General features: G+C 61.3%; 27 protein-coding genes. 15 read left to right on the top strand and 12 right to left on the bottom strand.

Going from position 1 to position 25452, the window contains the following annotated elements; all coding sequences use genetic code 11:
- The first annotated feature begins 35 nt into the window (after positions 1 to 35).
- The 4 genes from AC0L37_RS04290 to AC0L37_RS04275 are packed head-to-tail and all read left to right on the top strand — an operon-like array spanning position 36 to position 4267.
- Positions 36 to 1553, top strand: coding sequence for a sugar ABC transporter ATP-binding protein (locus tag AC0L37_RS04290; RefSeq protein WP_282221899.1), 1518 nt, complete (start codon positions 36 to 38; stop codon positions 1551 to 1553).
- A complete protein-coding gene (locus tag AC0L37_RS04285; RefSeq protein ID WP_282221900.1) occupies positions 1550 to 2554 on the top strand; it encodes an ABC transporter permease in 1005 nt (334 codons plus the stop codon). Before AC0L37_RS04290 ends, AC0L37_RS04285 begins: the two co-directional genes overlap by 4 nt.
- Positions 2551 to 3528: a galactofuranose ABC transporter, permease protein YjfF gene (gene yjfF / locus AC0L37_RS04280; RefSeq protein ID WP_282221901.1), complete on the top strand. Its 978-nt coding sequence runs from the start codon at positions 2551 to 2553 to the stop codon at positions 3526 to 3528. Before AC0L37_RS04285 ends, yjfF begins: the two co-directional genes overlap by 4 nt.
- A 1-nt stretch (position 3529) precedes the next feature.
- The gene (locus AC0L37_RS04275; protein ID WP_212657200.1) at positions 3530 to 4267 is read left to right on the top strand and encodes a FadR/GntR family transcriptional regulator; all 738 of its coding nucleotides are present in this window, start codon (positions 3530 to 3532) and stop codon (positions 4265 to 4267) included.
- Positions 4268 to 4279: 12 nt separating this feature from the next.
- Here the strand turns inward: AC0L37_RS04275 and AC0L37_RS04270 are convergent, their stop codons facing one another.
- Positions 4280 to 6796, bottom strand: coding sequence for an ATP-binding protein (locus tag AC0L37_RS04270; protein ID WP_282221902.1), 2517 nt, complete (start codon positions 6794 to 6796; stop codon positions 4280 to 4282).
- A 4-nt stretch (positions 6797 to 6800) separates the two neighbouring features.
- Positions 6801 to 7535, bottom strand: coding sequence for a winged helix-turn-helix domain-containing protein (locus AC0L37_RS04265; protein WP_282221903.1), 735 nt, complete (start codon positions 7533 to 7535; stop codon positions 6801 to 6803).
- A 238-nt stretch (positions 7536 to 7773) separates the two neighbouring features.
- On the opposite strand from AC0L37_RS04265, the gene phnD reads away from it, so the two are divergent.
- The 5 genes from phnD to phnE (AC0L37_RS04240) all read left to right on the top strand — a co-directional run bounded on the left by phnD (position 7774) and on the right by phnE (AC0L37_RS04240) (position 11179).
- Entirely contained in the window at positions 7774 to 8757 is a 984-nt protein-coding gene (phnD, locus tag AC0L37_RS04260) for a phosphate/phosphite/phosphonate ABC transporter substrate-binding protein (RefSeq protein WP_212657197.1), read from the top strand.
- A gap of 61 nt (positions 8758 to 8818) precedes the next feature.
- Positions 8819 to 9592 carry a phosphonate ABC transporter ATP-binding protein gene (phnC, locus tag AC0L37_RS04255; RefSeq protein ID WP_212657196.1) on the top strand — a complete coding sequence of 258 codons (774 nt, stop codon included), beginning with the start codon at positions 8819 to 8821 and terminating at the stop codon, positions 9590 to 9592.
- A complete protein-coding gene (locus tag AC0L37_RS04250; protein WP_282221904.1) occupies positions 9589 to 9855 on the top strand; it encodes a hypothetical protein in 267 nt (88 codons plus the stop codon). Before phnC ends, AC0L37_RS04250 begins: the two co-directional genes overlap by 4 nt.
- Positions 9810 to 10382 (top strand): phosphonate ABC transporter, permease protein PhnE, encoded by a 573-nt coding sequence (gene phnE / locus AC0L37_RS04245; RefSeq protein WP_282221905.1) that lies wholly within the window; start codon positions 9810 to 9812, stop codon positions 10380 to 10382. The genes AC0L37_RS04250 and phnE (AC0L37_RS04245) overlap by 46 nt, the downstream gene beginning before the upstream one ends.
- Positions 10379 to 11179, top strand: coding sequence for a phosphonate ABC transporter, permease protein PhnE (gene phnE, locus AC0L37_RS04240; protein ID WP_282221906.1), 801 nt, complete (start codon positions 10379 to 10381; stop codon positions 11177 to 11179). The genes phnE (AC0L37_RS04245) and phnE (AC0L37_RS04240) overlap by 4 nt, the downstream gene beginning before the upstream one ends.
- Before the next feature lie 153 nt (positions 11180 to 11332).
- Here the strand turns inward: phnE (AC0L37_RS04240) and AC0L37_RS04235 are convergent, their stop codons facing one another.
- From AC0L37_RS04235 to AC0L37_RS04220, 4 genes are all read right to left on the bottom strand, one after another.
- Positions 11333 to 12418 (bottom strand): ABC transporter ATP-binding protein, encoded by a 1086-nt coding sequence (locus AC0L37_RS04235; RefSeq protein WP_282221907.1) that lies wholly within the window; start codon positions 12416 to 12418, stop codon positions 11333 to 11335.
- A 61-nt stretch (positions 12419 to 12479) separates the two neighbouring features.
- Complete coding sequence (locus tag AC0L37_RS04230) at positions 12480 to 13364, bottom strand: carbohydrate ABC transporter permease (protein WP_212657192.1); 885 nt, start codon at positions 13362 to 13364, stop codon at positions 12480 to 12482.
- Positions 13364 to 14263, bottom strand: a complete 900-nt coding sequence (locus AC0L37_RS04225; RefSeq protein WP_212657191.1) for a carbohydrate ABC transporter permease — start codon at positions 14261 to 14263, stop codon at positions 13364 to 13366. The genes AC0L37_RS04230 and AC0L37_RS04225 overlap by 1 nt, the downstream gene beginning before the upstream one ends.
- Before the next feature lie 69 nt (positions 14264 to 14332).
- Entirely contained in the window at positions 14333 to 15670 is a 1338-nt protein-coding gene (locus tag AC0L37_RS04220; protein ID WP_212657190.1) for an extracellular solute-binding protein, read from the bottom strand.
- Positions 15671 to 15965: 295 nt separating this feature from the next.
- On the opposite strand from AC0L37_RS04220, the gene AC0L37_RS04215 reads away from it, so the two are divergent.
- From AC0L37_RS04215 to AC0L37_RS04200, 4 genes are read left to right on the top strand one after another with little or no spacing between them, the layout of a single operon-like run.
- A complete protein-coding gene (locus AC0L37_RS04215) occupies positions 15966 to 16967 on the top strand; it encodes an SMP-30/gluconolactonase/LRE family protein (protein WP_282221908.1) in 1002 nt (333 codons plus the stop codon).
- Positions 16964 to 18064, top strand: a complete 1101-nt coding sequence (locus AC0L37_RS04210; RefSeq protein ID WP_282221909.1) for an isocitrate/isopropylmalate dehydrogenase family protein — start codon at positions 16964 to 16966, stop codon at positions 18062 to 18064. The genes AC0L37_RS04215 and AC0L37_RS04210 overlap by 4 nt, the downstream gene beginning before the upstream one ends.
- Positions 18061 to 19098, top strand: a complete 1038-nt coding sequence (locus AC0L37_RS04205) for a Gfo/Idh/MocA family protein (protein WP_282221910.1) — start codon at positions 18061 to 18063, stop codon at positions 19096 to 19098. Before AC0L37_RS04210 ends, AC0L37_RS04205 begins: the two co-directional genes overlap by 4 nt.
- Entirely contained in the window at positions 19052 to 19777 is a 726-nt protein-coding gene (locus AC0L37_RS04200) for a GntR family transcriptional regulator (RefSeq protein WP_212657186.1), read from the top strand. Before AC0L37_RS04205 ends, AC0L37_RS04200 begins: the two co-directional genes overlap by 47 nt.
- 1 nt (position 19778) lies before the next feature.
- Here the strand turns inward: AC0L37_RS04200 and otnC are convergent, their stop codons facing one another.
- From otnC to AC0L37_RS04175, 5 genes are all read right to left on the bottom strand, one after another.
- Positions 19779 to 20414, bottom strand: a complete 636-nt coding sequence (otnC, locus tag AC0L37_RS04195; RefSeq protein ID WP_282221911.1) for a 3-oxo-tetronate 4-phosphate decarboxylase — start codon at positions 20412 to 20414, stop codon at positions 19779 to 19781.
- Positions 20411 to 21697 (bottom strand): 3-oxo-tetronate kinase, encoded by a 1287-nt coding sequence (gene otnK / locus AC0L37_RS04190; RefSeq protein WP_282221912.1) that lies wholly within the window; start codon positions 21695 to 21697, stop codon positions 20411 to 20413. The genes otnC and otnK overlap by 4 nt, the downstream gene beginning before the upstream one ends.
- Positions 21694 to 22002: a putative quinol monooxygenase gene (locus AC0L37_RS04185; protein ID WP_282221913.1), complete on the bottom strand. Its 309-nt coding sequence runs from the start codon at positions 22000 to 22002 to the stop codon at positions 21694 to 21696. Before AC0L37_RS04185 ends, otnK begins: the two co-directional genes overlap by 4 nt.
- A 15-nt stretch (positions 22003 to 22017) precedes the next feature.
- Positions 22018 to 23052 (bottom strand): cellulase family glycosylhydrolase, encoded by a 1035-nt coding sequence (locus AC0L37_RS04180; RefSeq protein ID WP_282221914.1) that lies wholly within the window; start codon positions 23050 to 23052, stop codon positions 22018 to 22020.
- Positions 23053 to 23193: 141 nt separating this feature from the next.
- Positions 23194 to 23622, bottom strand: coding sequence for a helix-turn-helix domain-containing protein (locus tag AC0L37_RS04175; RefSeq protein ID WP_282221915.1), 429 nt, complete (start codon positions 23620 to 23622; stop codon positions 23194 to 23196).
- Here AC0L37_RS04175 and AC0L37_RS04170 point away from each other — a divergent pair.
- Both AC0L37_RS04170 and AC0L37_RS04165 read left to right on the top strand, forming a co-directional pair.
- A complete protein-coding gene (locus AC0L37_RS04170) occupies positions 23615 to 23941 on the top strand; it encodes a hypothetical protein (protein WP_282221916.1) in 327 nt (108 codons plus the stop codon). The two genes, AC0L37_RS04175 and AC0L37_RS04170, sit on opposite strands and share 8 nt — an antisense overlap.
- Before the next feature lie 107 nt (positions 23942 to 24048).
- Positions 24049 to 24585, top strand: coding sequence for a peroxiredoxin-like family protein (locus tag AC0L37_RS04165; protein WP_282221917.1), 537 nt, complete (start codon positions 24049 to 24051; stop codon positions 24583 to 24585).
- A 51-nt stretch (positions 24586 to 24636) separates the two neighbouring features.
- Here the strand turns inward: AC0L37_RS04165 and AC0L37_RS04160 are convergent, their stop codons facing one another.
- Entirely contained in the window at positions 24637 to 25314 is a 678-nt protein-coding gene (locus tag AC0L37_RS04160) for a type 1 glutamine amidotransferase domain-containing protein (protein WP_282221918.1), read from the bottom strand.
- Positions 25315 to 25452: the final 138 nt, after the last annotated feature.

Here is a 25452-nt window from a genome sequence, read left to right as displayed (position 1 = left end):
CCGGAACGGCGGCGCGAGACCTGGGGGAGACCGGCATGACCGAGGGCCAATACGTGCTTCAAGCACGCGGCGTCACCAAGATTTTCGGCGGTCACACCGCGCTTGATTCCGTTGATTTCGGGGTTCGTCCCGGCCAGGTGCATGCCCTGCTGGGCGAGAACGGCGCCGGCAAATCCACCCTGATCAAGATCCTCACCGGCGCTTACCAGCCTGATGGTGGCCAGGTGCTGGTCGACGGTGTCCCGGCCGCACTCGAGAACCCCTTGCACGCCCAGACGCACGGCATCGGCACGGTCTATCAGGAGGTCAATCTGCTGCCCAACCGGTCGGTGGCCGAAAACCTCTATCTGGGGCACCAGCCGACCCGGTTTGGTCTGGTCGATCACCGCAAGATGGAGGCCGACGCCCGGCTTCTGCTGGCCCGCTATGGACTTGATCTTGATCCCGGCAGCGAACTCGGCGGCCATTCCGTGGCCGTCCAGCAGATCGTGGCCATTGCCCGCGCGGTTGCCCTTTCGGGTAAGGTGCTGATCCTGGACGAACCCACTGCAAGCCTTGATCGCAACGAAGTCGAGCGCCTGTTCGAGGTCATCGCCGACCTCAAGCGCGACGGTCTGGCCATCGTCTTCATTACCCATTTTCTCGACCAGGTCTTTGCCATTGCCGATCAGGTGACCGTGCTGCGCAATGGCCAACTGGTAGAAACCCGTCAGCTGGATTCGGTCAGCCGGACCGATGTTGTCCGCCTCATGCTGGGCAAGGACATTGCCTTTAGCGGTGCCACCGATGTCGAGCTCGCAAATCCTACCAATGAAGTCCTGCTCGAATTCAAGGGCTATGGTCGCAAGCGGGCCGTGCATCCTTTCGATCTTACCATCCATAAAGGCGAGGTCGTGGGTGTGGCGGGCCTGCTGGGCTCCGGCCGCACCGAAATGGCCCGCACCATGTTTGGCGCCGACCCGGCCGATCAGGGCAGCCTGCGCATCAACGGCGCGGCAGCCAGCATTCAGAATACGACCGACGCCATCGGCCAGAGCTTTGGCTTCTGCCCCGAAGATCGCAAGGCCGAGGGCATTTTTGGCGACCTGTCGGTCCGTGAAAACATCATCATCGCGCTTCAGGGCAAGCTGGGCTGGTTCCGCGCCCTCAACCGCGACGAACAGCTCGAAATTGCCGGCAAGTTTGGGGAATCTATGGATATCCGGGCGGCCTCGCTCGATATGCCGGTCAAACTGCTCTCGGGCGGCAATCAGCAAAAGGTCATCCTCTCGCGCTGGCTGGCCACCGACCCCGCCTTCCTCATTCTGGATGAGCCCACCCGCGGCATCGATGTCGGCGCGCACGCCGAAATCGTGCGCACCATTAACCGGCTGCGCGATGATGGCATGGCCATGCTCGTCATCTCCTCCGAGCTCGATGAGGTCGTGGCCTACTCCTCGCGCATCGTGGTGATGCGCGATCGCGAAGTAGTCGCCGAATTGCGCGGCAAGAACATCAATCCCGGCGTGATCGTGCAGGCCATCGCCAACAACCCCGATGAGGTGGTCTCATGAAGCGGCTCTCGCCCGGCCGACTGGCCAACCCCCAGATCATGGCGTTGATCGGTGTATTGCTGATCAACTGGCTGCTGTTTCCCAATTTCTTCAATGTCACCTGGCAGGACGGCCGCTTCTTCGGCAGCATTATCGACGTGCTCAATCGCGGCGCGCCGGTCGCCATTCTGGCCATCGGCATGACCGGGGTGATCGCCACCAAGGGCGTGGACCTCTCGGTCGGGGCCATCATGGCGGTGTGCGGTGCTGTCGCCGCCACCATGGTCGTAGCCGGTTACCCAACACCCATTGCCGTCATCGCAGCCCTCTCGGTCGGCATGCTGTGCGGCCTTTGGAACGGTTTTCTGGTCGCCGTGCTCGACATCCAGCCCATCGTTGCCACACTGGTATTGATGGTGGCCGGTCGTGGCATTGCCCAGCTGATCACCGAAGGCTCCATCGTCACCTTCAACGATCCGGCCTTGATCTTCCTGGGCACCGGCTCCCTGCTTGGTTTCCCCATGGCAGCGGTGATTGCGCTGACCCTGATGGTGCTGGTCACCCTGCTCGTGCGCAAGACCGCCATCGGCCTGTTCATCCAGGCTATTGGCGTCAATCGCGCTGCCGCGTCTCTGGCCGGCATTCGCAGCCGCATGCTGCTCATGCTGGTCTATACCACTTCGGGCTTTTGTGCGGCGGTCGCCGGCATTGTGGTGGCCGCTGATATCCGGGGCGCCGACGCCAACAATTCCGGCCTCTGGCTCGAACTCGATGCCATTCTGGCAGTGGTCATTGGCGGCACCTCGCTACTTGGCGGACGCTTCTCCATACCGCTGGCCGTGATTGGCGCCTTGATTATTCAGGCCATGAATACGGGCATTCTGGTGTCCGGCTTCCCACCCGAATTCAATCTGATCGTCAAGGCCGGCATGATCATCCTGATCCTGCTGATCCAGTCGCCCAATGTGACATTGCCCTTCCGGCGTCGTCGCCCCACCATCACCAAGGCGGCTTCACAATGAAACGCAGTCTGCGCCCCCTGGCGGCCACCGCCGTCATCTTCATCATTGCCTATGCGCTCAGCGTGGTGCAGTTCCCCAACATGCTCTCCACCCGGGTGCTGGGCAATTTTCTGACCGATAATGCCTTTCTGGGTATCGCAGCCGTGGGCATGACCTTTGTTATCATCTCGGGCGGCATTGACCTCTCGGTAGGGTCGGTCATCGGCTTTACCGGCGTGCTGATTGCGGTGCTGATCAACTGGTTGGGCTTTCATCCGCTGGCGGCCTTCGTCATCGCTCTGGGCGTCGCGGGTCTGTTTGGCGCCGCCATGGGCTTCATCATCCATTATCTGCAGGTGCCCGCCTTCATTGTCACCCTGGCCGGCATGTTCCTGGCCCGCGGTGGCGCATCGGTAATCACCCAGGATTCCGTGCCGATCCACCACGACTTCTACGAGACGCTGGGCGATCTCATGATCCGCCTGCCCGGCGGCGGTCGCCTCAGCTTCATCGGCATGCTGATGATCGTGGTGTTCCTCGGCGGCGCCCTGCTTGCCCACCGCACCAAGTTCGGCTCCTACGTCTATGCCCTGGGTGGCAACCCGGTGTCCGCGTCGCTGATGGGCGTCCCGGTGGCGCAGACCACAGTGCTGATCTATATGCTCTCAAGCATGCTGGCTGCCTTGGCGGGAATCGTGTTTTCGCTCTACACCTCTGCAGGCTACCCACTTGCCGCCGTCGGCGTTGAACTCGACGCCATCAGCGCGGTGGTGATTGGCGGCACCTTGCTGACCGGGGGCTACGGCTTCGTGCTGGGCACCTTTGTCGGTGTGATGTTGCTGGGCCTGGTCCAGACCTACATCATCTTTGACGGCACGCTGTCGAGTTGGTGGACCAAAATTGTCATTGGCGTCCTGCTGTTCTTGTTCATCGTACTGCAGCGGATCATATTTGCGGCCTCCGCTCCCGGAGGGAAATCGTCCGAGAAAGCCTAGTATGATCGAAGCTGGCAGCCTTATTCGCTCACTGTCCGGGCGACCCGCTGCGCGCAACTTCCACACATTCGTCATCAACGAGATTGGCCATGGCATTGTCACTGGCCAATTTCCCGTTGGCTCGGTGCTGGCCAGCGATGCGGTGATGATGGAAACCTATGGCGTTTCCCGCACCGTGCTGCGTGAGGCTCTCAAGACGCTCGAAGCCAAGGGCATGGTTGAAGCCCGCCCCAAGGTAGGCACCCGTGTGACCCCCTCCAATCGCTGGAGCTTTTTTGATCCGCAGGTCCTGTCCTGGCACTTTTACGCCAAGCCCGATGCGCGCTTCTTTGAAAGCCTGTTCGATGTGCGCAGCGCGCTCGAAGCCCGCGCCGTGCGTCTGGCAGCAGAGCGCCGCACGGCCGAACATGTGCGGCTGATGAAATACTGGCTGCATCAGATGGAACTGGCCGACGGCAATCTTGAAGCACTCGGTCTTTCAAGTCTGGAGATCCATCGTGCCGTTGCCGAAAGCGCAGGCAATGCCCTGCTCCGTTCAGTAACCGGCATTGTGGAACTGACTTTGGCGCTCGCCCTGAAATCGCTCGATGACACCACCCGCAACGATTACGCCCGCGCCACCCTGGCCGCGCTGACCGAGCTGGTCGCCGCGATCGAAAAAGGCGCCCCCGATGCCGCTGCCGCCGCCATCGACACAGTGGTCGCACTCGACAACGCCCGCGCCACCACCCTGCTCTGAACCGACGCCTATTCACTCAGCGCCAAGGCTATCCTTGTCGGCCTGCTCCAGCGCCGTGACTGCATCCGCCAGGTGGTCGCCGACAATCGGCTTGGCCAGCATCGCCACCCGCCCCGGATATTGCGCCTGGAAAGGAACCGTCTCTGGCAGCCGGGACGACATCAGGATAGCCAGCGAACCCGGGTGCAGCTCCAGCGTCTGCGCAATCAGCTCAACACCCGACTGCCCGTGATCCAGATTGAGGTCCGTCAGGATCAGCGCCAGATCAGGCGTATTCTCGATCAGGTCTCGCCCCTGACCAAACTGTGTCGCTGTCAGGGTATCAAACCCCAGTCCCGCCAGCGTCGCTGCCACCGAGACGGCAGCATTGGCGGTATCGTCCACCACAAGCGCGCGCCCGCTGAACCTGGGCAGTTCAGCGCTTGCTGACTGGTGGATCGGAAACCGCAGGATGATCTGGGTGCCGGCCCCAAGCTCGGATTCAATCTGCATGGACCCGCCCGACTGCGCCACAAAACCATAGACCATCGACAACCCAAGGCCGGTACCATCTCCGTTCGGGCGAGCTGAATAGAACGGCTCGGACGCCCGCCGCTTGGTCTCGGGCGTCATCCCCGCCCCGTCATCGCTGATCGACAGGATCACCTGCTGATCGCCCTCCTGATAGACCGCGATGGCGATATGGCCCGCGCCCGAAATGGCCTGACCGGCATTGACGCACAGATTCAGGATCGCGCTTTCCAACTGCCCCGGGTCCAGCCGCACCGATACCGGCGCCGGGCTCAGATCCAGCGTCAGGCTGATCTCTTCGGGCAAGGCGATGCTCAACAGATCGACCATGCCTTCGACCAGCGCGCCGATTTCGATCACCTCGGGCTCGAGATGTTGCTTGCGTGCAAACGCCACCAGCCGCTCGGTCAGCGACACACCCAGATCCACCGCCGTCCTGATCCGGTTCAGATGCGCCGGCGCTGCGCTCGCAGATGCCGTTTCAAGCAGATGTAGATTGCCCGAGATCGTCGACAGGATATTACCGAAATCATGGGCCACTTCGCCGGTCACCTTGCCCAGCGTTTCCACCCGTCTGATTTCCTCCAGCCGCTCGTCGATCCGCTTGCGTTCGGTAGTTTCCGACAGCAGCCACACCGACCGCCCATCAGGGAGTTGCGACTGGCGGATTTCGAGCACATGCCCCGCGGCATCGACATATTCGTCAAACCCGGCGCGGTCGACGCCGTCGGTCTGTCGAGAAAACGCCGACTGGGCAATGCGATCCTGCATCGACAGGCCCTGTGTCGCTGTCGTGTCGTGCAGGCGCAGCAACTCGCGCACCTTGCCGTTCTCGGCCTCGATCGTGCCCGCTTGTGACAGAATGGCGACCCCGTCCTTGATGTTGCGAAACACATTGGCAAACAGCGTGTTCTGCCGCCTGATCTCTGCCGTCCGCCGCTCCAGCTTCTGGGCATTGTCGCGAAACACCCCGAAGGCATCAAACAACTGGCCAATCTCGTCCTGCGATTGCGTATTGCGGATCAGGTCCGATTTGTGGTCGCCCGCTGCCAGCCGGTGCATCCCATCGGCAATCAGCCGCAGATTGACCGCGACATAGCGCGACACGAACAGCGCCGACAGGATTGCCACAACGGCACTGAACAGCGCCAGAATGGCCACCGCTTGCTGCGCAATGGCCAGGTTCTGTGTGGTCTGCGTCCGGGCAAGGCGCAGGCGCTCTTCGGCGTCTTCGACCTTCTGAGCGGCATAGGACGTGACCTGATCGGATAGCTGGCGAATGCGGAACAGTGCGTTTTCGGCATCCAGCGCCGCAGTCAGCGCCTGATGCTTGAGCACAAACAAATGTGCGGATCCACTGGCCAGAACGGCGTCTATCTCGGCCAGCCCCGCCGCAACCGTATCGGGCAGCGTCACCGCCTTGCGGCCATTGGTGAACTGGCGGGTGAATTCGCCCACCTCGATCAGCGCATTGGCGCGCGCCACGCTTTGCGCCGCGCTGGTCAGCTGCATCAGCTGGGCCCGGGCCAGCCGCTCCGCTAGGCTGCCATCACCCGAATTGGCCTGTCGCGTGAACCGGCTCTGCAGCCGCACCAGATCGCGGTCGATCCGGGTGATGTCGGCCTGCAGCGTGCTCTGCGGCGAGGACACCCGAACAAGATTGGAGATGGCTGCTCGCATGCGGGCCAGTGGCAATGCCAGACTGGCATCATTACCCGCCATTGCCTCAAGGTCAGCAATGGTCTGCACGATCTGATCGGCTTCCACCTGCAGTTGGAACGGCAGTTGAACCGTCAGCAGGAACGGCGCCGCTGTGGCGAGATTGGCCGCGCCGCGTGACAACTCCAGCGCGCTCGACACCTCCGCTAGCGTTTCGCGGTGGATGGTCTCGAGCCAGTTCTCTGCATTGCGCAGGGTCAGCAGGCTGATTGCCGAGATCACCAGCGCGACAACGCACAGAATGACAATCGCCGCTGACAGCCGAAACCTGACGCTGAGATTGTCCAACCGCCCAAACATGCCGCTAGGTCTCGTCCAGCTGGAAGAAATAGCCCTGCGAACGACGCGTCTGCAGATGCACCGGCTTGGATGGCGTCTTCTCGATCTTGCGGCGCAGGCGCAGGATCAGCACGTCAATCGTGCGGTCGACATAGCGCTCCATGTCCGATCCCAGTTCGGACAGCAGCTCCGGTCGCGAGATCACCCGCGCCGGATTGCGCGCGAAATACTCCAGCAGCCGGTATTCGCCATTGGTCAGCGGAATTTCATGTCCGGCACTATCGAGCAACAACCGGCCATGCAGATCAATCCGCTTGTCACCAAAGCCCACCGTGTGTTCCGGCGACGACGGCGCGCGGGTCAGCCCATGGCCGTAGCGCCTCAGAACAGCGCGAATGCGCGCCACCAGTTCGCGCGGATTGAACGGCTTCATCAGATAGTCGTCGGCGCCGGTTTCCAGCCCAATGATCTTGTCGCTTTCGTCGCCAACCCCGGTCAGCATGACGATCGGCAGCGCATATAGCTTGCCGATATGAACCGCCAGGTTCAGCCCGGATTCACCGCGCAGCCACAGATCGATCAGCGCCAGATCAACCGGCGGCGGATCACCAAGCGCGAGGAATTCGGCGCTGCTGGCGCAAACGATCGGCTCAAAACCACTCTCCTTGAGCAGTGCCGACAGCGTCTCGCTGACCTCGCGATCGTCATCCACAATCGCAATGACCGGCGGCTTCTCGCCACTCTTGAAAGCCTCAGCCAATGTCCAATCCCCTCCCAGAGACCTCATCCGGCACCACGATGCCGGACCGCCTCTATACGGCAAATTCGATCGGCGAAGGGGCGCCCGTAACACTGTTAACGCAAATCCGGCCTCTGTAATATTCCGTTAACACAGCCGTCCTCGCTATCGCTGCCCCGCTGCGCCAAGCTTGTCTCATTGCTGTCGCCGGGGTTGGAGGAAACTATCCTTCGGCGACAACATCCAAAGGGAGAGAGTTATGAAAGCGATGATGACGCGCGCCGCGATGGCCGCTGGTATTTTTGCCATGGGCAGTGTTTCGGCTATGGCCGCTGAAGACTGCGCACAACGGGGTGATCTCGACACACTCTATTGCGACGCCAATGGCGATCTGGTGGCCGATACCCCAACAGATCCTGCCGAATTGAACGACCCCAACACACTGGTGTTCGCCTATACGCCGGTTGAAGACCCCGCTGTTTATGCTGACATCTGGGAACCCTTCATCGAACATCTGGCGGCAACCACCGGCAAGGATGTGCAGTTTTTTGCCGTGCAGTCCAACTCGGCCGAAGTTGAAGCCATGCGCTCCGGCCGTCTGCATATTGCAGGCTTTTCGACCGGTCCAACCCCATTCGCCGTGAACCTTGCCGGCGCCGTGCCATTTGCCATCATGGGCGCTGAAGATGGCCAGTTTGGCTATCGTCTGCAGGTGTTCACCCAGGCCGATTCCGAGATCAAGACCGTTGCCGATCTTGCCGGCAAGCGCGTGGCGCACACCTCGCCAACCTCCAATTCGGGCAACCAGGCCCCACGCGCCCTGTTCCCCGCGCTCGGCGTGACCCCTGATGAAGACTACGAAGTGGTTTATTCTGGCTCGCATGACCAGTCGATGCTCGGCGTTGTTGCCGGCGATTACGACGCGGCGCCAGTTGCCTCCGAAGTGGTTGACCGTATGGCCGAGCGTGGCCTGTATGACACCGCTGACGTGCGCAAGATCTGGGAAAGCGACCCATTCCCCACAACCTCGTTCAACGTTGCCCATGACCTCGACCCGGCCCTTGTCGAAAAGATCAAGGAAGCCTTCTTCACCTTCGATTTCGAAGGCACCGTGCTGGGCGATGAATTTGACGGCGTGAGCAAGTTCATCCCGATCACCTATCAGGATCAGTGGGCTGTCATCCGTCAGATCCAGGCATCCAATGGCGTGGAATACACGCCTCAGGGTCTCGCAGCAGAATAACGAACTCCCCCGTGCCGCTCCTGCTTTCGGGCAGGGGCGACATTGGAGTCTGAGAGGCAACATGCTTGAAATCAAGAATCTCGTGAAGCGCTACGGCAAGGGTTCGCCGGTCCTCAAGGACTTGAACCTGTCGGTGCAGGGCGAACAGATCATGTCGATCATCGGCTCGTCTGGCGCTGGCAAGAGCACACTACTGCGCTGTGTGAACCGTCTGGTTGAACCGACATCAGGATCGATTGTCCTGAACGGCACCGATTTCACCACGCTGAAAACGCGCGAATTGCGGGCAGCGCGGCGGCGCATTGGCATGGTGTTCCAGGGCTTCAACCTGGTCGATCGTCTCACCGTCATGGAAAACGTACAGTCCGGCCGGCTGGGCTATATCTCCACCTGGGCCGCCTTCACTCGTCGCTATCCCAAGGCCGACATCGAGCGCGCCTTCGAGCTGATGGAGCGCGTCGGCATTGCCCAATACGCCAATAAGCGCGCCGATGAATTGTCCGGTGGCGAGCGTCAACGCGTCGGTGTTGTCCGCGCCCTGATGCAGCGCCCCGAAATCCTGCTGGCCGACGAGCCAACCGCGTCGCTGGACCCCAAGACCTCCGAGCAGATCATGTCCCTGCTGCGTGATCTCGCCCACGAACTCAACCTGCCGGTCATCATCAACATCCACAACGTGACCGAAGCCAAGGAATATAGCGACCGCATCGTCGGCATGCGCTATGGCCGGATCATCTTTGACGATGTTCCAGCGGCCCTGGACGCCGCCCAGATGGATGAAATCTACGCTGGCACACCCTCTGAGGATCGTCAGGAAATCGGTGCAGTGGCATGACGGCAAAAGTCAGTCACTGGCGCAAACCGCCACTCATCAAGACGCCCGCATTGCGCTACGGCATCTACGCCGTCGCGCTGACCTATTTCGTGCTGACCATTGCCACCCTGCCCATCGACTGGGAGCGCACAGCCAAGGGGATGGAGGCCGCTGGGCGCATCTTTAGCGGGGCATTCCCCCCAGCTTTGAGCGTTCCGGCCTGTTGTTCAGCGGCTTCATGGAAAGCCTCAAGATCGCCATTCTCGCCACCGCGGGCGGCCTGATCACCTCCGTGCCGCTGGCCTTCATGGCGGCCCGCAACATTTCGCCCCGCCCGATCTATTATCTGGGGCGCGGCATCATCATTCTGGCCCGCAGCTTTCACCCCGTGATCGTCGCGATCATCTTCGTCAAGGCCGTCGGCTTCGGCCCTCTGGCCGGAGCCTTGACCCTGGTCGTCTATTCGATTGGTTTCGTCGCCAAACTGCTGGCAGAGCGGATCGAGGAAATTGACTTTGGTCAGGTCGAGGCCATGCGCGCCGTCGGCGCACCGTTCCTCTCGACCATGATCTACGCCATCCTGCCGCAAATCATGCCACGTCTGGTGGGCCTGGGTATCTACCAGCTCGACAGCAATCTGCGGGCTTCCGCGGTGATCGGCATTGTCGGTGCCGGCGGCATTGGCGCCACCCTGGCCAATGCATTCGGCCGTTATGACTACGATTTCGCCCTCGCGATCACCATGGTGATTGTCGGCGCCATTCTGATTTCAGAAGCGTTCAGCGGCGTGATCAGAAAGCGCATGTCATGAGCACTCAAAACACCATGGACAGCTGGGCCCGCTTTACCCCGATGCAGCGGTTCAAGCGCTACGCGGCCTTTCTCAGTGTCACCCTGATCGTCGTCTGGGCCTTTGGCAGCATTGATGTGATCTGGGAATGGGTCTGGGATGCCCCCATCCAGCTCATCGATCTGTTCGATCGCATGATCCCGCCCGATCCCACCAACCTGCCCTCAATCCTCGAGGCGATCTGGCAGACCATCAACACCGCCACCATCGCTACGTTCCTTGCCGTGTTCCTGTCCCTGCCCGTTGCCTATATTTCGGCGCAGAACACCACGCCCAACCGGTTTTTCCTCTGGTTGGGGCGGTTTATCGTGGTGTCATCACGGTCGGTGAACACCATCATCTGGGCGCTGCTGTTCGTGGCCATCTTCGGACCGGGCATTGTTGCGGGTATCATCGCCATCATGTTCCGCTCGATCGGCTTCCTCGGCAAATTGCTCGGCGAGGCCATCGAGGAGATTGATCCTGCCCCCATCGAGGCCCTCCAGGCCTGCGGCGCCTCACCCTTCAAGGTGGTTCTCTATGGCGTTGTTCCTCAGGTCGCCCCTGCCTTCTTCGCCATCAGCATCCTGCGCTGGGACATCAATCTGCGCGAATCCACCGTGCTGGGACTGGTTGGCGCGGGCGGTATCGGCGTCATCCTGCAGGGGGCGATCGACACGTTCCAGTGGCAGGAAGTCTCAATGGTCCTGCTGACCATTCTCGCTCTGGTGATCTTCGGGGAAGTGGTGTCCTCAACCCTGCGCAAAAAGCTCATCTAGCAAGCGCTGCCGCTCCACACCATTGGTCCCCGCGCCCCACTAGGCGCGGGGATTTTTCGTTGGCGGCGCAGCCCCCCAAACACAAAGGCCGCCGGCAGGGCGGATGCCCGTGCCAGCGGCCTGAAAAATAGCCGGTTGCTGTCTGGTCGCCGGTCAGAAGTCCAGGCGCTGGGACGTCTGCCGATCAAACACATGCACGTGGTCCGGATCGACACTGAGGTGCACCGTGTCACCAACCTGCAGCGACGAGCGTTCCCGCAGCAGCAGCAGCAGATGATCCTCGCCCGCGGCGACGCTGAGCATGACCTCCGAACCGGTTGGCTCGACCGCCATCACCTCGGCTGCAAAAGCCGCCGGATCATCTGCCTGCACCACCTTCAGATTTTCCGGGCGCACACCCAGCACCAGATCCGTTGTACCCAGCTTGTCGGCCCGTTCCTTTGGTATTGCCACCCGCATGCCGCCAGCCGTGCGCAGCGTCGGGGCGGCACTTGCTGCGTCCAGCGTGCAGTCCACCAAATTCATCGAAGGGGAACCGATAAAGCGCGCCACAAACAGATTGGCTGGCCGGTCAAACAGCTCGAGCGGGGTGCCATACTGCTCCACCCGTCCCTGGTTCATCACCACGATGCGGTCAGCCATGGTCATCGCTTCGATCTGGTCGTGCGTGACATAGACAATGGTGGTCTTGAGCCGGCGATGCAGGTCCTTGATCTCGGTGCGCATCTGCACGCGCAACTGCGCATCCAGATTGCTCAGCGGTTCGTCAAACAGGAACACCTTGGGGTCGCGCACGATCGCGCGGCCCATCGCCACGCGCTGCCGCTGCCCGCCCGACAGATGGGCCGGCCGCCGCTTGAGCAAGGGCTTGAGCCCCAGGATTTCCGCCGCCGCATTGACCTTCTGTTCGATCTCGGCTTTTGGCCGTTTGGCCAGCTTGAGTGAAAACGCCATGTTTTCGGCCACATCCATATGCGGGTACAGCGCATAGGACTGGAACACCATGGCGATGTCGCGCTGCTTGGGCGGCAGATCGTTGACCACCTTGTCATCGATCGCCACTTCGCCGCCGGTAATGCTCTCAAGCCCGGCCACCATGCGCAGCAGGGTCGACTTGCCGCAACCCGAAGGGCCCACCAGAATGACGAACTCGCCGTCAGCAATATCGATGGAGACACCGTGCAGAACCTGCGCGGATCCATAGGATTTCTTGACGTCGCGGATTTCAATCGCAGCCATTTTCAGTTCCTTGTTCAACCGCCTCAACGGTTGCTTCGTCAGTCCATTGCCCAAAAAGGCGTCAGCTCTTTACCGAACCGGCGGTCAGCCCGCCGACCAGCCAGCGTTGCATCAACACAAACAGGATCAGCGCTGGAATTGTGGTCACCACACAGGCGGCCATGAACGCGTTCATGTACTGCACACCGCCGCCTTCAGAGGCAAAGTCGCCGATACCCACCTGAATGGTCTTGAGCGCACCATCGCTGAGCAGCAGGCTGGCCCACAAAAAGTCGTTCCAGGCATTGAGGAAGGTGAAGATGGCAACCGCGGCAATACCGGGCAGCGACACCGGAATGATCACGCGCCAGAATGCCGAGAAATGGCTGCACCCGTCGATCATGGCCGCTTCTTCCAGTTCTGGCGGCGCGCTGGTTTCAAAATAGCCGCGCAACAGCAACACGGCAAAGGGCACCGAGAAGCTGACATAGGCCAGAATGAGCCCGGCATAGGTGTTGATCAGCTTGAGATCCTGAATGAAGAAATAGATCGGAAACACGCGGGTGATTTGCGGGATCAGATTGGTCAGCAGGATCAGCACCAGAATGAGCGTAGCGCCGGGAAACCGGAACCGCGCCAGCACATAGGCCGCTGACGCTGCTATCGCCGTGGAGATCACCGCAGCGGTGACCGACACGAACAGCGAATTGGCCAGATAGCGCCAGACCGGGATCAGCTTGTTGGCTGTCACATAGGGGTCAAAGGACGGCGCGCTGGGCAACCATACGGGCGGCATGGCGCGGATTTCCGCCGTGGTCTGGAACGAGCTCTTGAGCATCCAGAACACGGGCATCAGCACATAGATCAGCACAGCGGTCGAGATGACCAGCACGACGAAGCGCGTGAGCAGATCCGATGGGGCCATATTGCTGATACGGCGGCGAAGGTCGACGATGGCAGCGGTCATTATTGAGCTCTCTTGACCTGTTCGCGGATGTAGAACACGCAGACAAACCCGGTCAGGATCAGGATCACCCCGCTCGCCGCCGACGCCAGGTCGAAGCGGAAGAACGAGAAGCCCTGCTGATAGGAATAGACCGCCATGATGTTGGTCAGGTTCTGCGGCCCGCCACCGGTCATGATGTAGTTGATTTCAAACGATCCCAGCCCACCGATCACCAGCAGCGTGATCAGGATCACCAGCACCGGACGCAACATGGGCAGCGTCACGAACCAGAAGCGTTGCAGCAGCGTGGCGCCATCCATTTCGGCGGCTTCATACAGGCTCTTGGGGATCGACTGCAGCGCGGCCAGCAGAAAGATGATCGCGAATGGCAGACCGTTCCAGATACGCACCGCTGAAATTGCCAGCATGGGAATGCTGAACGGCCCCCAGGTCGTTGGATCTGTCAGGAATTTGATGTTGCCCGTGGTCAGGCCCATGTCCTGAAGCAGGAAATTGATCGGGCTGCGTTCAGTATTGAGCAGCCACATCCAGATCGCCGACGCCACCGCGGGCGGCACAAACCAGGGCACGCAGAACAGCATGCGCAACGCGGTGCGCCCCCGGAACTCGGCATTGAGCACCTGCGATACCAGCAGGCCGATCACCACCACCCCGCCGGCGGCAATGCCGGTGAACAGCACGGTATTGACCACCGTCTGCACGAATTTGGGATCGGAAAACACATGAATGTAATTGTCGAGACCGACAAAGGGGGTCCCGAAGTCCTGGATGCGCAGCAGGTCGTATTCGACAAAGCCCATCCAGAGCGAGAAGACCATGGGATAGATGCCAAGGACCGCCGTCAGCAGCAGCGCCGGGGTCACCATGAGGTAGCAAAAGACGAGTTTCTGGCGATTCATCAGCGCGATCCGTCACTTCGTGTCAGTCAAATGGGCTGGCGCGGCATGACCGCGCCAGCCCTGGGAGGATCACTGTGGGCGATTGGCCCGATCAAGTTCTTCCTGCAGCCGAGCCTGAGCCTGTTCGACAGCAGCGTCGATATCTTCGCGCACGATCACGGTGGAATACACCAGATCATAGATCACAGCGCCGGGCTCTGGAGAGGCGAGCGCGCCCCACACCGAGGTCGCATGCTGGGAAGTGTGGCCATAGTCGAGCGTTTCGGCTGCAGCAACCTTCCACTGGCTGTCGGACCACGATGGCGATGACATCACCGCACGACGCGGGCTGGCTGCACCGCTGAATTCGCTCAGACGCTGCATGTTTTCTTCGCGCGATAGGAACTTGATCCAGTCCACGCAGGCGTCGACATTCTCGGTGCCACGCAGCACGCCCCAGTAACCGGCGCCACTATAGGAGTCGCGATTGACCGGACCCATGGCATTGATCGCCATCGCCCACTTGCCATCGAGCTCGGGATATTCCCGCTCCATCTGCGATGCCCAGGCGATCGGGGTGCTGCCAACCATGGCCACCGTGCCCGATGCAAAGCCGTCCAGAGGGTCGACGCCCTTCTCGAAGGATTCCGGCGACATCACTTCGTGTTCCCAGACCAGGTCCTGCAGGAACTTCAGCGCCGTGCGCATCGCTTCATTATCGATATTGGCCTGGGTGCCGTCTTCGCTCAGAATCGCGCCACCAGCCTGCCAGTAATAGGGCAACAGGGTCTGGGCTGGATTGTTCGGACCAGCCGAGAAACCCCAGCGGGTTACATTGCCATTGTCGTCGCGCACCGTCAGTGCCTTGGCCATCTCGACGATTTCAGCCCAGGTGTCTGGCGCTGCGCTCAGACCAGCTTCGGCAAACATCTCGGTATTGTACATCTGGGGCCGGATATCGACGCGCCAGGGAATACCGTAGAAATCGCCGGCCCACTGCACATCCTGCAGGCTGCCCGGATAGAACTCATCTTCCAGATTTGGCCACTGATCGCGGTATTCATTGATCGGCATCGGACCGTACTTGTCGCCACCGATACCCGAATAGGAATGCAGCCAGTACATATCGGCGCAGTCAGGTGCCGCGCCGCCCTGGGCAACGGTCAGCCAGGTATTGAAGGCCACGCCCCAGTTGATGACCTCGACCGAGACATCAACACCGGATTCAGCCTTGAACTCACTGGCGAATTCGCCAAACAGATCCTGGTAGCCGAGCAGTTCGCCCTGCGGCTGTGTCCAGAACGAGATATTCTGTGCCGTGGCGGCAGAACTTGCCGCCAGACCCAGCAGGGCCGACGACATCAAGGCAAGCTTGAGGCGCTGCAGACTGCGTCCCTTCGCAGGCTTGCCACTGGTAAAATCAAACATTGGTTTCCTCCTCAGAATTGGCATTTTCGCCATGTGGCGGGCGGCGGGTCACAATCGACCACACGCAGCCTCACAGGCCAACATGCCGTATTAATGCATTCATTATTGTGCACGTCAAGACAGTTGTCATACAAACGCCTGCGACCACAAAATCAGCATAAATATCTGTAATTTATCGATATTTTCTAGAGGAATGCGCGCCACCAGCGCCAAAATCCTACAAAAATGTTCAGCTTGCACGCCCTCGCCTTTGTGTTTATGCATACGTTATTGAAACCGCAATTCAGGACTGATCGTGCTCACTGGCCGCCTCAATATAACCCGCACATACGGAACCGGCCTGGTCCGGCCTGAATGCGTGCTGAGCCACCAATCAGGGCTACTGTTCTGTTCGGACTGGCAGGGTGCCGGTGGTGTGGCCATTGTCGATGCTGACGATAGCGTGCGTCGCGTGCAATTCGCCGATAGTCCAATCGAGCTGCGCCCCAACGGCATTGCGCTCGAACCCGGCGGCAGCTTTCTGGTGGCCCATCTGGGCGCCGAGACCGGCGGCATATTCCGCCTGTTCCCCGATGGCAGCAGCGAAGCGCTATGCACCCATATCGATGGCGTGCCCCTGCCCCCGGCCAATTTCGTCATTCGCGACCGCGCCGACCGCATCTGGTTCACTGTTTCCACGCGCAAGGTGCCGCGCGCCGATGACTATCGCCCCGACGCCAATACCGGCTTTATCGCGGTCATCGAGAATGGGGCTGCCCGCATTGTTGCCGATGGCCTGGGCTATACCAATGAGCTGGCTTTCTCGGCTGATGGCGCCTTTGCCTATGTAAACGAGACCTTCGCACGCCGCGTCACCCGTTTTGCAGTGGGGCCCGATGCCACCCTCTCTGATCCGCAGACCATGGCGCAGCTGGGCCCCGGTGACTTCCCCGATGGTCTGGTCCTCGATCAAACCGGCGGGCTGTGGATCACCAGCATCGTCTCCAATCGCGTTATCCGGGTCGCACCAGAGGGCGTCGAGCGCATGCTCGAGGAGAGCGACCCCGACCACCTCGCCACGGTTGAGGACGCATTCCAGAACCACCGCATGGCGCGTCCACACCTGGACGGCTCACCCGCCAGAACCCTGCGCAACATTTCCTCGCTCGCCTTCGGCGGCCCGGACATGCGCACCGCTTTCCTTGGTTGCCTTCTGGGCGACCGCATCATCGCGACAGACACGCCCGTCAGGGGACTGCCGCCGATTCATTACGGGGACGACATCGGCCCCCTTCTTTCAGCGTTGGACAGAACATGACGACCAAGACACATTTCGAGATTGCAGTTCTCCCCGGCGACGGGATTGGTGTCGAGGTTATCGCGCCGACCGTCCGGCTCCTTGAACAACTGGCATCGCGTTCGGACAGCTTCACGCTCGGCTTCAAACACTGCGATGCGGGTGCCCTGCACTATCAAAAGACCGGCGAAGCCCTGCCCGATGCCACCATGGACAGCTGCCGCAACGCCGACGCTATCCTGCTGGGCGCCATGGGCTGGCCCGAACTGCGCTATCCCGACGGCACCGAAATCGCGCCGCAGCTCGACCTGCGCACCGAATTTCAGCTTTTTGCCGGTGTGCGACCGATCCGCTCCATTCCCGGCATCCCCAGTGCACTCAGCGATGCACGCGGCGCCGATATCGATTTCGTGCTCATCCGCGAATCGGTTGAAGGCCTGTTCGCCCTGCGCAATGAAGGCGTCGTGATCGATGATCGCGAAGCCCGCGATACCATGGTGATTACCCGCGCCATCTGCGAGCAATTGTTCGACTTCGCCTTTGCCTATACCCGCGAGCGCAAGAAGACCGGTACCCCGGGTCGCCTGACCTGCGTCGACAAGGCCAATGTGTTTGCCAGCTTGGCCTTCTTCCGCAAGATCTTCGATGAACGCCATGCCGGCTTCTCTGACATCGCGGTGGAACACGCCTATGTCGACGCCACCGCCCTCAACATGATCAAGAAGCCATGGGCCTTTGACGTCATGGTAACCGAGAACATGTTCGGCGACATCCTGTCCGATCTGGGAGCGGGCCTGATGGGCGGCATGGGCTTTGCACCCTCCGCCGATATCGGCATCAACAATGCCGTGTTCCAGCCCAGCCATGGCTCGGCTCCCGATATCGCCGGCAAGGGCATGGCCAACCCCACCGCAGCCATCCTGTCGGGCGCCATGATGCTCGAATGGCTGGGCACCCGCTACACCAACCCCGCCGCACTCGCTGCCGGCCGCCAATTGCGTGATGCCGTCGACCGCGCCTTCCAGGCTGGCCTTGCGCCCTATGAAATCGGCGGCAAGGATGGCACATCAGCCATTGCCGACGCAGTCGAAGCCGCATTGGAACAGGAATACGCATGACGCAAAAGCTGCGGGTCGCCACGCTGGGCAACGGCTATTTCAGCCAGTTTCACCACCGCGCCTGGCGGCGGATACCTCAAGTCACGCTGGTCGCAACCTGCGACCGCGATGCAGCGCTCGCCCGACTGACAGCCGGGCAGTTCGAGATCGGGCAGGCCTACGACCAGCTCGACGCCATGCTCGACAATGTGACAATCGACCTGCTCGACGTCATCGCGCCCCCGGCCGTGCATCTGCGGGCCATCAAGGCTGCCGCTGCACGCGGCATCAACGTCATCTGCCAAAAGCCCTTCTGCGGCGATCTGGCCACCGCGGAACAGGCTGTGGAGATCGCCCGTGCCGCCGGCATCAAGCTGATCGTACACGAGAATTTCCGCTTCCAGCCCTGGTATCACGCCATCAGCATGCTGCTGGCCAGCGGCGAGCTCGGCGCCGTGTTCAGCGCCACCTTCCGGCTGCGCCCGGGCGATGGTGGCGGCCCCGATGCCTATCTGGCCCGCCAGCCCTATTTCCGGGACATGAAGCGCTTCATGGTCCACGAAACCGGCATTCACATTGTCGATGTGTTCCGCTTCCTGTTCGGTGAGGTCCGCACGGTCTCGGCCAAGCTGCGGCGCCTCAATCCGGTCATTGCCGGCGAGGATGCCGGGCTGGTCGTGCTTGAAATGGACAATGGCGTACTGGCCACCCTGGACGCCAACCGCCTGTCCGATCACCCTGCGGAAAACCGCCGGCTGACCATGGGCGAAATGCTGATCGAGGCCGAGTACGGCAGTATTGCTTTGAATGGCGACGGTGAAATCAGTATTCGCAGACTAGGCACCAACCAGTCCCAGCCGCTGCCTTACACTTGGCGCGACGAAGATTTTGGCGGTGACTGCGTGTTTCGGTTACAACGCGCAGTTGTAGATAGCCTGTTGGGCGATTTGCCCCCTGTAAACCTGGCCGCCGCATACTTGAACAATCTCCGGATAGAGGACGCCGTCTATGAGTCAGATCAGCAAGGCCGAACGATCGCCGTCTTTGCGGCCTGACGCCCCCGGCAAGCCGGCGGATCGCAGCAGTCAGGCTGATCAGGCCTATGTGCAGCTCAAGCAGCTCATTCTGGATGGCACCCTGCCTGCCGGCGCACAGATGCTTGAGCTCGAAGCAGCCGCCCGGCTGAACATGAGCCGCACCCCTGTGCGCGAGGCCATGGTGCGCCTGCGTCAGGAAGGCATTGTCGAAATCCGGCCGCGACACGGCATGCGCGTGCTGCCGATTTCCGCCGATGACATGCGCGACATCTATGAAATCATGACGGCCCTGGAAGGCGCCGCCGCCGAAGCCGTGGCGCAGCGTGGCCTCAGCAATCGCCAGATTTCGGCCCTGCAGGCTCCCGTCCGCGACATGGACAAGGCGCTTGAGCAGGAAGACCTGCAGGCCTGGGCCGCTGCCGATGAGCGGTTCCACCTCACCCTGGTCGAATTGAGCGGCAATCAGCGCCTGATTCAGATGGTCGCCCAGCTATGGGATCAGGCCCACCGCGCCCGTCTGCTCACCTTGCGTCTGCGGCCCACCCCCACCGACTCCAACCGTGAGCACGAGGCCATGGTGCAGGCCATAATCGATGGCAAACCGCAGGAAGCCCGCGCCATCCACGAAGAGCATCGGCGGCGTGCCGGCAAGATGCTGGTCGAATTGCTTGAACGGCTCGGACTGACCCAGATCTAGCCTAGCGCTTGAACCGCGCGTTCAGCGCCGCCACCTGCTCGGTCGTCAACTGTCGTGATGCCAGACCACGCATCAGAAACACCAGCTTGGCCGTTTCCTCCAGCTCTTCGGCCGCATAGACCGCCGCTGTCAGATTGGCGCCAGCCACCACGGGTCCATGATTGGCCAGCAGAACCGCTGCCGCCTGCCCATCGAGCCCGCGAATAAGATCGCCGGTCACCGGGTCACCCGGCATGGCGTAATCCACCATTCGCACCGTCCCCACGCGCATCACCACATAGGGTGTGATCGGCGGAATGCAGTCCGCCGGGTCGGTATCACTCAGACACGATAGCGCCGTGGCATAGGTCGAATGCAGATGCACCACCGCACCCGTGCCGGGCCGGGATTCGTAAAAGGCGCGGTGCAGAAACACTTCCTTGGATGGCGCATCGCCTCCGATATGGTTCCAGTCCGCATCGAGCTGCGAGATCGCGTCTGCATCAAGCCGACCCAGGCAGCTATTGGTTGGCGTCACCAGAAAACCGCCCCCCGCAACTGCCACGCTGATATTGCCCGACGAGCCCACGGAATAGCCACGCTCAAACAGGGAGCGCGACAACTCGACAATCTGCGCTCGTAGCTCGGCTTGGCTCATCTCGGATCCTGTTCTGGGTGCGCCATCAGATCGAGCGCTCGTGCGAAGAAATCGGCGGTGCCAAAATTGCCCGACTTGAGCGCCAGAGCAAGCGGCGTTTCACCCTGCGCCACCAGTACCGGTACGCCGGGCGCTATTTCGGGTCCAATCTCGACATCGGTGAGCCCCAGACTGGACGCAACCGCCCCCGAGGTCTCACCACCCGCGACCACCAGCCGCCGCACGCCATTGGCCACCACAAGCCGCGCCGTATCGGCAAAGAAACGATCCAGCCGCTCGGCCAGCACTGCGCCGCCAAACTGTGTCTGCACCTGCTTAAGCAGATCGGGCGCTACTGAAGAATAGATGATCGGGGTCCGATCGCCCTGGGCCTTCACAAAGGCCAACGCATCTTCGGGCGTGATCCGCCCGCCCATCAGCGCGGCGGCCTCAACAAGCAATGCAGGATGGTCTGCGCTGAATTGCGCGACCTGTTCTCGTGTTGCGCGCGAGCAGCTGCCCGCCAGGACCACGGCAGGACCTTGGATGCCCACGCCCAGCGTACCGCTCGGCTTGCCGCCACCGGCCCTGATATGCGCCCGCGCCAGACCCGCCGCGATTGCCGAACCGCCTGTGACCAGGGGCGCGTCAGCCACCGCCTGCGCCAGCACCTCCAGATCGCCATCATCAATGGCATCGGCGATGACCAGCACCTGCCCTTCCGCTGCGGCCTGACCCAGGGCCGCCGCAACTGCCGCCGCCCCCGCAACGATCTTGGAACGATCAATCAACCCCACCGGGCTTTGCGTCTGCTGCGCCAGCCAGCGCGGCAGATACGCATCGGTCATCGGGTTCAACGGATGGTTCTCAAGGCCCGATTCATGCAGCAATTTTCCCTGCACGAACAGATGGCCCTGATAGACCGTGCGCCCGGTTTGCGGAAACGCCGGACAGGCCACAACACCCTTGACCTGCAGCGCTGCCGCCAGTGCCTCCCCCACCGGGCCGATATTGCCTGCCGGTGTGGAGTCAAAAGTTGAACAGTATTTGTAGATGATCTGGCTTGCGCCCTGCGCCTGCAGCCACTTCAGCGCAGACAGCGCCTGCGCGACCGCCTCTTGAGCCGGCAGGGAGCGGAACTTCAGCGAGACGACGCCAACATCGACGGCATCATCGGCAGGTTGCTGGGGCAGCGCGAAATATTGCGCCACCCGCAATGCCCGTCCATCCCCGCTGGTCCGGGCAATGACATTGGCAATGTCGCTGGCGCCGGTAAAATCGTCGGCAATGACCCCCAGCCTCATGCGCCTGCCGCCGATGTATCCGGCAACAGGTAGCTGCGCACGCTCTTGTGGGTCACCATGGCGGCACTATTCTGGTCAAAACTCTGGAAATGCGGGCTTTCCAGATGTGTCTGGAAAGCGGCGGCGCTGTCATAGACTTCGTAGAGCAGCACGCTATTGGCGTCCTGCACGGACACACAGACGTCAAACTGCCGACAGCCGGGCTCATGGGCGAGCGAGGCTGTGGCATTGGCCAGCATCAGGGGCATGAAATCCCCCCGATGCTGGGGCGCGAGTGTCAGATCAACGACAACGACATAGGCCATGACAGATGCTTCAGCCTACTTGCCGGTGACCTGCTTGAGCAGGTTGAAGAACCCCTTCTTGCGGTCGGTCGAGATCGACCAGTCCACGGGTAGCGACTGATAGCCATATTCGTAGTTTTCGCGGCTCATGCGGTAGTCGAAATAGCCCCAGCCAGCATGCATCTCGATGGCTGCCAGCATGTTGTTGTCGCTCTTGTCGAAATCGAAATGGTCGTCTTCGTTGAACACCAGCGGCTGGCCGCGATAGGCCGGGTTCGCCCGGTAGCGCGACACCAGCAGGCGCACGCTGTCAGGGTGGTGCGTGGCATTGCCATGCAGCAACAGGAAGTCGGCGCAGGCCATATGCGCATCAGTCGGCTGGTTGGGGAATGCCAGGCTGGTGCTGACCAGCAGGCGCTTGGCCGGCGTGTCAAACCGCCCTTCGGAATGCGACTGCGCCAGCTTGATCAGCTCGTCGCCACGCGCCGCCTCAATGATCTCATGGGCGAACTTGAGGTCGACCTCATTGCCGATTTCCATGATCACATTGCGCGCGCCGCGCTCGGCCAGCCAGTCGACCGTATTGGTGACCGCTGCCTTGACCGCGTCCTCGTCTTTGAAGACGCGCGTCTGCTTCCAGTAGAACAGGCCCAGCACCACAACCATGCCCAGTTCGTCACAGGCGGTGATGATCTGGTCCAGACGCTCCAGCCAGGCTGGTTTGATCGAACCATCGGCGTTGAACGCCGTGATTTCCCAGGGCTGCACCCAGCTATAACCCTGCGGGCTGCCGCCCTGCATGTTGATGCACACCGCATCGAGCCCGTGCCGGTTGTATTCGGGCAGCTGGGCGATGAACTCGCTGACATTGCGCTCGGCCGAAAACGGACCATCGAGATAGGCCCATACGCCACGCGTGCTGGGGTTCTCATCGTCCGACATGGCATTGGCCATGCGCGAATTGAACAACAGGCCCTCAATGCTGTGGCCCTTATAGCTCTGCCCCTGATGCAGCACCTCGCCATTGACCAAAAAGCTCTCGCCCTCGATCGATACAACTGTCTTCGTCATTCCCATTGCAAACACGCCCTCAAGGTCATCGACTTCATTAATGCATGCATTAAAGTGCACATAGAAACATGTCAATGTCGGATCGTGCCAGACAGAGCGCTACACACGGTTTTTGTCAAAACCGCGCCGCGTTGATCCCGGCTATGGCCGCGCCAGCCCCTCGGCCATCTGCTTGCGCAGGGCCACCGGCTTGATCCTGTATTGCTGGTAAAACGCTCGGCTCATGGCTTCCGACGAGCCATAGGCATAGCGCAACGCCGTACTCGATACCCGATCACCGCGCTCAATGTCCTGCTTGGCCAGCACCAGACGCCATTTGCGCAGATAGCTCAGCGGGCTTTGCCCGACGGCGACCTTGAACAATTGCGCAAACCGGCTGACTGATAGCCCGGCAATCTCGGCCAGATCATCTACGCTCCACACCCGCTCGGGCCGCTCATGCATGGCCACGATAGCGCGGCTCAGCCGCTTGTCGGCCAGCCCGCCCAGCAATCCAACGCGCAGGCTGCCCGCTTCCAGTTGGCGGCGCAGCAGGCGCACCACCAGCACCTCGCCCAGACGATTGATCACCGATTTGGAGCCGCAGCGCGCCCTTGTGTTCGTCCACCAGCAACTGGGTCAGCAGCTTAATTTCATCGTCGTCGCACAGCGCGTGTTCCAACGTCTCGGGCAAGGCGGTCAACAGGGGATTATCGGTACCGCCCCAATCCACCCGGGCGCTCAGCAATACGCTCTGTCCACCTGTATCGAACCCGGCCACGCTACCGCTCGCCCGCAGGATCAGTCGCGTTGCGCAGCCCGATTGGGCATCCGCCAGCACCAGCAGATTGCCTTGGGCAATCTCGGTTGCCGTGACACTCAGTTCAAACCGCGCCATCAGGGCGGATAGACGATCCAGAGGCTGCATTCGGCGTTACGATCTGTTTTTTAGGATTTTTCATATCATAACATCGGCTATCACCATGGCAAGCTATAACCCCTTCAAGGAGACTGCCCGTGCTGATGCCCCGCCAAAAAACCCCTGACCTCTCCGTCCAGACCCTGGACAACGGGGTTTTCAACCTCTCCGAGGCGGAGGCAGAACGCGGTACGGTCGTCTGCTTTTATCGCGGCCTGCACTGCCCCATCTGCGCCAACTACCTCAAGGATCTGGAGTCCCGCATCGACGACTTCGCCGAGCGCGGCGTTTCGGTTATCGCCCTGAGCACCGATACCGAGGAACGCGCCCGCGCAATGGCCGACAAGATCGGCGCCAGCAAGCTGCAGATCGGCTACGGATTGTCATTGGAAAAGGCCCGCGAATGGGGCCTCTATATCTCGACCTCGCGCGGCAAGACCTCGATCGGCATCGAAGAACCAGCCCTGTTTTCCGAACCCGGCCTGTTCCTGGTCTCGCCCGGCCAGACGCTGTATTACGGCTCGGTCCAGACCATGCCCTTCGTGCGCCCGCACTTCGCCGAGCTGGTCTCCGCACTCGATTTCGCCATCAAGAACGACTACCCGGCGCGCGGCGAGTATCAGGGCGCGCTCTAACAGCGTCTCATTAATAACGGGGAGGCCGTCATCCGGCCTCCCCGATTGCCTCTAGCCCAGCAGGCCCAGCAGCTTGCGTGCAGCTTCTTCTGATGAAGCCGGGTTCTGCCCGGTCACCAGCTTGCCGTCGGTCACTACGAACGAGGCCCAGTCAGCGCCCTTCTGGTACTCACCGCCATTGGCCTTGAGCATGTCTTCGACCAGAAATGGCACCACCTTGGTCAGGCCGGCCGCTTCTTCTTCCGTATTGGTGAAACCGGTCACCGTCTTGCCCGATACCAGAGGCTTTCCGTCCTGGCCTTGGGTATGCCGGAACACGGCGGGGGCATGGCACACAGCCCCCACGGGGCGGTCACTGCCGGCAAAGGCTTCAATCAGCGCCTTGCTATGGGCATCCTCGGCCAGATCCCATAGCGGACCATGGCCGCCGGGGTAAAAGATCGCGTCAAAACCATCGGCCGAAACATCCGCCAGCGTGGTGGTGTGGGCCAGATCCTGCTGCGCCGCAGTATCCCCCTTGAAGCGCTTGGTTGCTTCGGTCTGGGCGTCTTCCGCATCGCTGGATGGATCGATCGGCGGCTGCCCGCCCTTGGGCGACGCCAGCGTAACCTCGGCGCCCGCATCCTTGAACACGTAATAGGGCGCTGCGAATTCTTCGAGCCAGAAGCCGGTCTTCTTTCCCGTGTCGCCCAGCTGGTCGTGCGACGTCAGAACCATGAGAATTTTCATCGGCTTGTTACCTCTTGTCATCAGGGGAATTCAGTCGCTTGGCGCAACGACGCGGGGCCGAATGCTGCAACCGTGAGCACACCAACGAACCGGGCCAATGCTCGTTCCATATCAGGCGTCGATTGATGCGCATACCAG

It is taken from the genome of Devosia sp. J2-20 (assembly GCF_055808475.1).
This window is presented reverse-complemented; position numbering and strand designations above follow the sequence as displayed.

Coding starts and splice junctions, on each gene's coding strand:
- AC0L37_RS04290 (WP_282221899.1), top strand. CDS start 36: ATGACCGAGGGCCAATACGTGCTTCAAGCACGCGGCGTCACCAAGATT.
- AC0L37_RS04285 (WP_282221900.1), top strand. CDS start 1,550: ATGAAGCGGCTCTCGCCCGGCCGACTGGCCAACCCCCAGATCATGGCG.
- yjfF (WP_282221901.1), top strand. CDS start 2,551: ATGAAACGCAGTCTGCGCCCCCTGGCGGCCACCGCCGTCATCTTCATC.
- AC0L37_RS04275 (WP_212657200.1), top strand. CDS start 3,530: ATGATCGAAGCTGGCAGCCTTATTCGCTCACTGTCCGGGCGACCCGCT.
- AC0L37_RS04270 (WP_282221902.1), bottom strand. CDS start 6,796: ATGTTTGGGCGGTTGGACAATCTCAGCGTCAGGTTTCGGCTGTCAGCG.
- phnD (WP_212657197.1), top strand. CDS start 7,774: ATGAAAGCGATGATGACGCGCGCCGCGATGGCCGCTGGTATTTTTGCC.
- phnC (WP_212657196.1), top strand. CDS start 8,819: ATGCTTGAAATCAAGAATCTCGTGAAGCGCTACGGCAAGGGTTCGCCG.
- AC0L37_RS04250 (WP_282221904.1), top strand. CDS start 9,589: ATGACGGCAAAAGTCAGTCACTGGCGCAAACCGCCACTCATCAAGACG.
- phnE (WP_282221905.1), top strand. CDS start 9,810: ATGGAAAGCCTCAAGATCGCCATTCTCGCCACCGCGGGCGGCCTGATC.
- phnE (WP_282221906.1), top strand. CDS start 10,379: ATGAGCACTCAAAACACCATGGACAGCTGGGCCCGCTTTACCCCGATG.
- AC0L37_RS04235 (WP_282221907.1), bottom strand. CDS start 12,418: ATGGCTGCGATTGAAATCCGCGACGTCAAGAAATCCTATGGATCCGCG.
- AC0L37_RS04230 (WP_212657192.1), bottom strand. CDS start 13,364: ATGACCGCTGCCATCGTCGACCTTCGCCGCCGTATCAGCAATATGGCC.
- AC0L37_RS04225 (WP_212657191.1), bottom strand. CDS start 14,263: ATGAATCGCCAGAAACTCGTCTTTTGCTACCTCATGGTGACCCCGGCG.
- AC0L37_RS04220 (WP_212657190.1), bottom strand. CDS start 15,670: ATGTTTGATTTTACCAGTGGCAAGCCTGCGAAGGGACGCAGTCTGCAG.
- AC0L37_RS04210 (WP_282221909.1), top strand. CDS start 16,964: ATGACGACCAAGACACATTTCGAGATTGCAGTTCTCCCCGGCGACGGG.
- AC0L37_RS04205 (WP_282221910.1), top strand. CDS start 18,061: ATGACGCAAAAGCTGCGGGTCGCCACGCTGGGCAACGGCTATTTCAGC.
- AC0L37_RS04200 (WP_212657186.1), top strand. CDS start 19,052: ATGAGTCAGATCAGCAAGGCCGAACGATCGCCGTCTTTGCGGCCTGAC.
- otnC (WP_282221911.1), bottom strand. CDS start 20,414: ATGAGCCAAGCCGAGCTACGAGCGCAGATTGTCGAGTTGTCGCGCTCC.
- otnK (WP_282221912.1), bottom strand. CDS start 21,697: ATGAGGCTGGGGGTCATTGCCGACGATTTTACCGGCGCCAGCGACATT.
- AC0L37_RS04185 (WP_282221913.1), bottom strand. CDS start 22,002: ATGGCCTATGTCGTTGTCGTTGATCTGACACTCGCGCCCCAGCATCGG.
- AC0L37_RS04180 (WP_282221914.1), bottom strand. CDS start 23,052: ATGACGAAGACAGTTGTATCGATCGAGGGCGAGAGCTTTTTGGTCAAT.
- AC0L37_RS04160 (WP_282221918.1), bottom strand. CDS start 25,314: ATGAAAATTCTCATGGTTCTGACGTCGCACGACCAGCTGGGCGACACG.